General features: G+C 68.9%; 5 protein-coding genes and 3 pseudogenes. 3 read left to right on the top strand and 5 right to left on the bottom strand.

The genetic code is table 11. The features are described 5' to 3' along the window. Nucleotides 1–1,091: FAD-binding oxidoreductase (locus tag CSW58_RS09240; RefSeq protein WP_236627749.1), on the bottom strand; the 1,091-nt coding region annotated here is incomplete at its 3' end. A 68-nt stretch (nucleotides 1,092–1,159) separates the two neighbouring features. Between CSW58_RS09240 and CSW58_RS09235 the strand changes: the two genes are divergently transcribed. Both CSW58_RS09235 and CSW58_RS09230 read left to right on the top strand, forming a co-directional pair. Continuing rightward, nucleotides 1,160–1,456 (top strand): type II toxin-antitoxin system VapB family antitoxin, encoded by a 297-nt coding sequence (locus CSW58_RS09235; protein WP_099447082.1) that lies wholly within the window; start codon nucleotides 1,160–1,162, stop codon nucleotides 1,454–1,456. A gap of 13 nt (nucleotides 1,457–1,469) precedes the next feature. Then, on the top strand, nucleotides 1,470–1,835 hold the full coding sequence (locus tag CSW58_RS09230; protein WP_236627748.1) for a type II toxin-antitoxin system VapC family toxin: 366 nt from the start codon (nucleotides 1,470–1,472) through the stop codon (nucleotides 1,833–1,835). Here the strand turns inward: CSW58_RS09230 and CSW58_RS09225 are convergent. The 4 genes and pseudogenes from CSW58_RS09225 to CSW58_RS09210 form a co-directional block, all read right to left on the bottom strand. Continuing rightward, the gene (locus tag CSW58_RS09225; protein ID WP_099447080.1) at nucleotides 1,827–2,144 is read right to left on the bottom strand and encodes a 1-deoxy-D-xylulose-5-phosphate synthase; all 318 of its coding nucleotides are present in this window, start codon (nucleotides 2,142–2,144) and stop codon (nucleotides 1,827–1,829) included. The two genes, CSW58_RS09230 and CSW58_RS09225, sit on opposite strands and share 9 nt — an antisense overlap. Nucleotides 2,145–2,150: 6 nt before the next feature. Then, complete coding sequence (locus tag CSW58_RS09220) at nucleotides 2,151–3,128, bottom strand: L-threonylcarbamoyladenylate synthase (protein WP_099447079.1); 978 nt, start codon at nucleotides 3,126–3,128, stop codon at nucleotides 2,151–2,153. After that, a pseudogene (locus tag CSW58_RS09215) lies at nucleotides 3,059–4,353 on the bottom strand (YceI family protein). The gene CSW58_RS09220 and the pseudogene CSW58_RS09215 overlap by 70 nt, the downstream one beginning before the upstream one ends. 126 nt (nucleotides 4,354–4,479) lie before the next feature. Then, nucleotides 4,480–5,137: pseudogene (locus tag CSW58_RS09210) on the bottom strand (YceI family protein). A 186-nt stretch (nucleotides 5,138–5,323) separates the two neighbouring features. Between CSW58_RS09210 and CSW58_RS09205 the strand changes: the two are divergent. Continuing rightward, nucleotides 5,324–6,600 (top strand): annotated as a pseudogene (locus tag CSW58_RS09205) (acyl-CoA dehydrogenase family protein); the annotation flags it as partial.

Here is a 6,600-nt window from a genome sequence, read left to right as displayed (position 1 = left end):
CGCGAGCGCGGCGTTGGCGCGGGCGATGAACACCGGGATCTTGGAGACCGGCACGCTGACATCGTGCTTCCAGCCGCGCCCTCGGCTTCTGTCCGCCGAATGGCCCTCGCGGATATATGCCAGAGGCCTTCTGCCTGCGTTTCGGTCTGGCGACGGCGGCGTCGCTGATCAGGCCGCTCTCCAGGGCGCTGGTCAGCAGGCGCTCCAGCGCCGCCCGGCTCGCCGCTGGCGATCTCGATCAGCACGTACCACGGGTGGATTGACGGCAGCGGATCGCGCAGGCCCGGGACGTTTCTGATCGTCAGCTCAAAGCCCAGGCGGCCCATCAGCTCGAAGGCCTCGACCGCGCCGCCGGTTTCGTCCTTGGCCCGGGCCAGAAGCTGGATCGCGTCCTCCGGCGAGCCCAGGCCCACCATAGCCACGGCCCGCGAGGCCAGCAGCGGGTGCAGCTTCAGGCTGGCGGCGGTGACCACGCCCAGCGTGCCCTCGGCCCCGATCAGCAGCTGCTTGAGGTCGTAGCCGGTATTGTCCTTGCGCAGGCGTTTCAGCCCGTTCCAGATCTGGCCATTGGGCAGCACCGCCTCCAGGCCCAGCACCTGCTCGCGCATCATGCCGTAGCGCAGAACCGCCGTGCCGCCGGCATTGGTCGAGACCAGCCCGCCGATCGTGCACGAGCCCTCGGAGGCCACGCCCACCGTGAATCGGCGCCCGACACTGGCCGCCTGGGCGTGGGCCTCGGACAGGGTCACCCCCGCCTCCAGCACCATGACGTCATCCAGGCCGTCGACATCGCGCACGCCGCGCAGCTTTTCCGTGGACAGCAGGATCTCGCCTCGCGGGATCTGGCCGGCGACCAAGCCGGTATTGCCGCCCTGCGGGATGATCGCCACGCCATCGGCGGCGCAGATGCCGACCACCGCGGCGACCTCGGCCGTCGTGCGCGGCAGCACCAGCAGCGGCGTCTCGCCCCGCCAGCGGCCGCGCCACTCGATCAGCTTGGGCTCCAGGCGGGCGGGGTCCTGGCTCCATCCGCCCTCGCCGAGCACGGCCTTGAGGCGGGACAGGGTATCGGCGGGAACGGGCTTGGTCATGGGGACGGAGGATACGCTTCGTGGGCGGCGCCTGTCAGTATATACTGGGAGCTATACCGGAGACCGACATGGGCATCCTGATCAAGAACCCCGAGGCCGAGCGCGCGGTGCGTGAACTGGCCGAACTGACCGGTGAGAGCCTCACCACGGCGGTCGAAATCGCCGTGCGAGAGCGGCTGGCGGCCAAACGAAGCGAAGTTCGCCCGCATCGCCCTCGGACCGTCGCGGAGATGGACGCGATCACGAAAAAGTACCTGACCCGGCTGCTCTGGCGGGCCTTCTGCCGCCGATCACCAAGGCCGACTTCGACGAGATCAACGAAATTCCAGGCTTTGACGTGTCGGAGTCGTGAGGATCGTCATTGATAGCTCAGCGCTCGTGGCCATCGGGACCTTCGAAGCGGATCGCGCAACCTTCATCGAAGCCATGGAAGCCGCCGACGAGATCCTCATTTCGCCGATGAACTATGTCGAAACAGGCGTCGTCCTGACGGGCCGGGGCCATTTCGTTTCACGCGCCGCCTTTGACGAATGGCTCGCCAGCTACAGGGTGCGCGTCGCGTCCGAGCCCGTGGTCGACGCGGTCGCTCTCGACGCCTATCTGAAATTCGGCAAGGGCCGCCACCCGGCCAAACTCAATCTCGCCGACTGTTTCGCCTACGCCCTGGCCAAGGCCCTGGACGCGCCGCTGCTCTACAAGGGCGACAACTTTTCGCTGACGGATGTTAGCTCGGCCCTAGCCTAGGGCCGGATCCGGAACGCCGCGGATCTTGCTCCAGTATTCCTCGCGCACGTCATCGTCGATCACGGCCGCCTCGCCCGCGCCCTTGAACAGCCGGTCGCCGCCGTCCTTGCGGGCCTTGGCGATCCAGAAGGGCTGACCGGTTTCCAGGTCGCGAAAATTGGCCTTCAGGCCGGAGTTGCGCAGGGCCTCGAACGATCGGCCGGCATAGTAGAGGGTCTCGCCGGTCTTGGACGACCCCACCCGACCGATGCGGGCGGGACCGTTCAGGCCCTTGGACTTGTCCTCGAGGTACATGATCTTGAATTTCATTGGCCTCTATCCCACGAACCCGGCCGCGCGTCTAAGCCGGTCATTGATCGCCTCGCCCAGGCCCTCGTGAGGAATGGCCGCCACCGCGATGCCGAGCGGCCGGATCCGATCAGCGGCGCGCAGGAACGAAAAGAGGTTGGCGGCGGCTTCGCTCAGCGACCCGGTCGGGCTGAGATTGAACACGCCCTCCCCGGCCGGCCACGGACCAAAGGCCAGGAAGGCTTCGCCAGGCTCAGGCGCGACCGCATTGATCCGCACCGGCGCGTCGGGCGCGTAGTGCAGGGCCATCCGTCCGGGCGAGCGTTTGGCGTCATCCTGCGCCTCGGCCAGCGGACCGACCACGGCCTCGAGCTGGACGCGGGTCACGGCGCCGGGTCGCAGCAGGCGAGGCGGGCCGTCGAGCACCGCGACGACCGTGGATTCAAGGCCGACCTCGCAGGGTCCCCCGTCCAGCGTCACCGCGCAGCGGTCGCCCGTCTCGCCAAGGGCGTCGGCATAGGTGGTGGGGCTGGGGCGGCCCGAGCGATTGGCCGAAGGCGCGACCACCGGTCCGCCGAACGCGGCCAGCACGGCGCGTGACAGGGGATGGCTCGGCACCCGGATCGCCACGGTGTCCAGCCCGGCGCGGGCCAGGTCACAGACGGCGTCGGCGTCGCGGATCGGGGCCACCAGGGTCAGGGGACCGGGCCAGAAGGCCCGGGCCAAGGCCAGGGCGCGGTCGTCGAAGACGGCGAGGCGGGCGGCGGTCTCGAGATCGGCGACGTGGGCGATCAGTGGGTTGAAACGCGGCCGGCCCTTGGCGTCAAAGATCGCCGCAACGGCCGCCGGATTGGCCGCATCGGCGCCCAGGCCATACACCGTCTCGGTCGGCAGCAGCACGAGTTGGCCGGCGGCCAGCGCGCGCGCGGCCGCCTCTATTTCCGCTTGGCGGTCAGGGCGAAGCTGACCTTCACCTTGGCCGCGATCTGATCCGTGTCCGCCCATTCACCCTGTCCAACCCCGAACACCGTCCGGTCGAGGGTGGTTACACCCCGCGCCGTGGCCGTGTCGCCGTCGATCTTCAGGCTGAACGGCAGGCTGAGCGGCTTCTTGACCCCGCGCAGGTCCAGGGTCCCGTCAGCGACGAACTTGCCCTCGCCGGTCTTGCGGAACCGGCTGGCGCTGAACACCGCCTTGGGATGGGCGGCCGTGGCGAAGAAGTCGTCGCTGGGCAGGCTCTGGTCGCGCTGCGCGTCGCCGGTCGCGGCCGAGGCCATGTCGATCGACACGGTCAGCTTCGATCGGTCCAGGGCGTCGGGCGAGAACAGGATGTCGGCGCTCCAGCGGGTGAACTCGCCCTGCAGGGCTTCGCCCGACCAGGTGGCGGTGAAGCCGAGCTTGGAGCCCTTGCTCACCGTCCAGGCGACGGGCGCCGTCAGCGCCGGCGCGGCGGCGGGGAGCGCGGCCTCGGCGGCCGGGGCCGTGACGCTCGCGGCCGGCGCGCCAGCCGCCACAGGCGCGGCAGGCGGCGGGGCTTCGTCCGGGATCTCGGCGACGACGGGCTGGGCGGCGGGCTTCACGGCCGGGGTGTAAAGATAGCCGGCGGCGACCACGGCCACGAGGCCGGCGGCGGCGAGCCAGGCGCGGGGCTCCTTGAGGCCAGGCTTGGCGCCCGGGCCATGTTGCCGAACACCCCGTCCCTATCCAGCACCTGATGCTTGGCCACCGCGCCCAGATGCAGCAGCAGCAGAAGATAGGTGACCTTGACCAGCACGCCGTGACCGATTTCGCCGATCTCGTGCCAGACAGACTTGGCCGCCGGGGCGAGGTCAGGGATCAGCGGCAGGTGCGGCCAGGGGATCGCGCCAAAAAGTAGGGTCGGGATATCGGTCTTGCTGGCCGAGACCAGGATCCAGCCGGTCAGCGGCAGGCCGATCATGATCACGTAGAAGCCGATATGCACGATGTGCGAGGCGGTCTTCTCCCAGCTCGGCTGGCCGACCGGGGCCGGCGGCGGCGGGTTGAACAGCCGCCAGGCCAGCCGGAACAGGCTGAGCAGCAGGATGGTGATGCCGATCGACTTGTGCAGCTGGAACAGGGCGAAGGTTTCGGCGCCCTTGGGGCCGTCCCCGGCCCGCCAGCCCAGGATGATCTGGAAGATGATGGCCGCGGCGATCAGCCAGTGCAGGGTGATCGCCACCGTGGTGTAGCGCGTCCGGGTCGCGGCCATGAAGATCTCCAGGTCGATATCTCAGGCCCGGCCCGGTCGGGGGGCGGGACCTGACGCAGAAGACCAAGCGCGCGCTCCCGCTTCAAGCCGTTTCCGACTTGAAGCGGGAGGCGGGCCCGGGATCGACTATTTCTTGTCGAACTCGACTTCGATGTTGAGGGTCACGTCGTCGCCGACCAGCGGCACGTACTTGGCCACGCCGAACTCCGAACGCTTGATCGTGGTCGAGGCCGAAAAGCCGGTCTTGACGCTTCGGGGACAAAGCCGCTGCCGACGCCGGTGAAGAAACACAGCGGTTGTCGGGTGTGAAGGTGACGTCCAGAACCACAGGCTTGGTGACCCCGTGCAGGGTCAGGTCGCCTGTCACCTTGCCCTTATGGCCGTCGCCGACATCGACCGCCGTCGAGACGAAGGTGATGGTCGGGAACTTGGCGGCTTCCAGCCAGCCGTCGCCGGCCAGTTCCTTGTTGAACTTGAGGCCGAAGGCGTCGAGGCCCGTGGCCGTGTCGATCGAGGCCGGGTCGACGGTGACGCTGATCTTCGAGGCCTGCGGCGCCTTGGGATCGTAGCTGAAGCTGGCGTCCACGCTCGTGAAGCGCAAGGTGTAGTGCGAGAAGCCCATGTGGCTCAGCTTGGCGGTCAGCGAAGCGTGGGTCTTGTCGAGCACATAGGTCCCGGCCGGCAGATCGGCGGGCTTGGTCGAGGTGACGCCTGGCGCGGCCAGGGCGGCGGGCGCCGAGAAAAGCGCGGCGGCGAGCGCGGCATAGGCGAAAGGACGGGCCATGGTGAAGGGTCTCCAGACAAACTGTGATTGGATCAGTTACGGTTTACTCCACATAGGCGCTCCGTCCGACGGTAAAAGAGACTTCCGATCACGACGGCGTGATCGCCGGGGCGACTCGGCGGCTGGCTTGGCGAGACCGCCGGCCGCGCCTAAACAGAGCGCCGACAATCCGGAGCTTCCACGTCCATGACCTTCCGCGCCCCCATTCGCGATATCGCCTTCTCGCTGCGTCACGCGGCGGGCTTTGACCGCCTGGGCGCCGCCTATCCCGAAGCCGACCCCGACACGGTTCAGGCCGTTCTGGAAGCGGCGGGCGTCCTGGCCGGCGAGGTTCTGGCGCCCCTGAATCGCGGCGGCGACCTGGTGGGCGCCCGCCTGGAGAACGGGATTGTTCGCGCCGCGCCGGGGTTCGCCGAGGCCTACAGGCAGTTCGCGCAGGGCGGCTGGAGCGGTCTGGCCGCCGATCCCGACCACGGCGGCCAGGGCCTGCCCAAGTGCCTTGAGGTCGGCGTCTTCGAGATGTTCCAAGCCGCCAACATGGCCTTTGGCCTGTGCCCGATGCTGAGCCTGGGCGCCATCGAGGCCCTGGCCCATCACGGTTCAGACGCTCAGAAGGCGCTGTACCTGCCGAAGCTGGTGTCGGGCGACTGGACCGGGACCATGAACCTGACCGAGCCGCAGTCGGGTTCGGACCTGGGCACGATCACCACAATGGCCACGCCCGACGGCGACGGCGGTTGGACGATCACCGGCCAGAAGATCTACATCACCTGGGGCGATCATGACGTCGCCGACAATATCGTTCACCTGGTGCTGGCCCGCACGCCGGACGCGCCCCCGGGGTGAAGGGCATTTCGCTGTTTGTCGCCCCCAAGATCCTGGTCGCGAAGGACGGGGCCCTGGGCGCGGCCAACGCCGTGCGGGTCGGCGGACTGGAACACAAGCTGGGCATCCACGGCTCGCCCACCTGCGTGATGCTGTTCGAGGGCGCCAAGGCCGAGATGGTCGGACAGCAGGGCCAGGGTCTGGCCCACATGTTCACGATGATGAACGCCGCGCGGCTGCAGGTCGGCACCCAGGGCGTCGCGATCGCCGAGCGCGCCTATCAGCAGGCCCTGGCCTTTTCCCTGGAACGCCGCCAGGGCCGATCGGCCTGGACGGGCGAGGCCTCGGCCCGGCTGTTCGATCACCCCGACGTGCGCCGGACCCTGTTGCTGATGAAGGCCCGCATCGAGGCGGCGCGCGGCATCTGCCTGTCGACCGCCGTCGCCGCCGACCTGGCCCAACGCGGCGCCAGCGAGGCCGATCGCGCGTCCGCCAAGCTTCGCGAGGAGCTGTTCACCCCGATCGCCAAGGCCTGGTCGACCGATATCGGCGTCGAGGTCGCCTCGCAGGGCGTGCAGATCCACGGCGGCATGGGCTTCATCGAGGAGACCGGCGCGGCCCAGCACTATCGCGACGCC

The sequence above is a fragment of the Caulobacter sp. B11 genome, assembly GCF_002737765.1.
GTDB lineage: Bacteria > Pseudomonadota > Alphaproteobacteria > Caulobacterales > Caulobacteraceae > Caulobacter.
Note: the sequence above shows the minus strand (reverse complement) of the source record. Positions and strands in the feature narration are given on the sequence as shown.

Excerpts from the sequence above, each read along its gene's own strand:
- CSW58_RS09235 (WP_099447082.1), top strand. The coding sequence starts at position 1,160 with ATGGGCATCCTGATCAAGAACCCCGAGGCCGAGCGCGCGGTGCGTGAA.
- CSW58_RS09225 (WP_099447080.1), bottom strand. The coding sequence starts at position 2,144 with ATGAAATTCAAGATCATGTACCTCGAGGACAAGTCCAAGGGCCTGAAC.
- CSW58_RS09220 (WP_099447079.1), bottom strand. The coding sequence starts at position 3,128 with ATGGGCGGACACGGATCAGATCGCGGCCAAGGTGAAGGTCAGCTTCGC.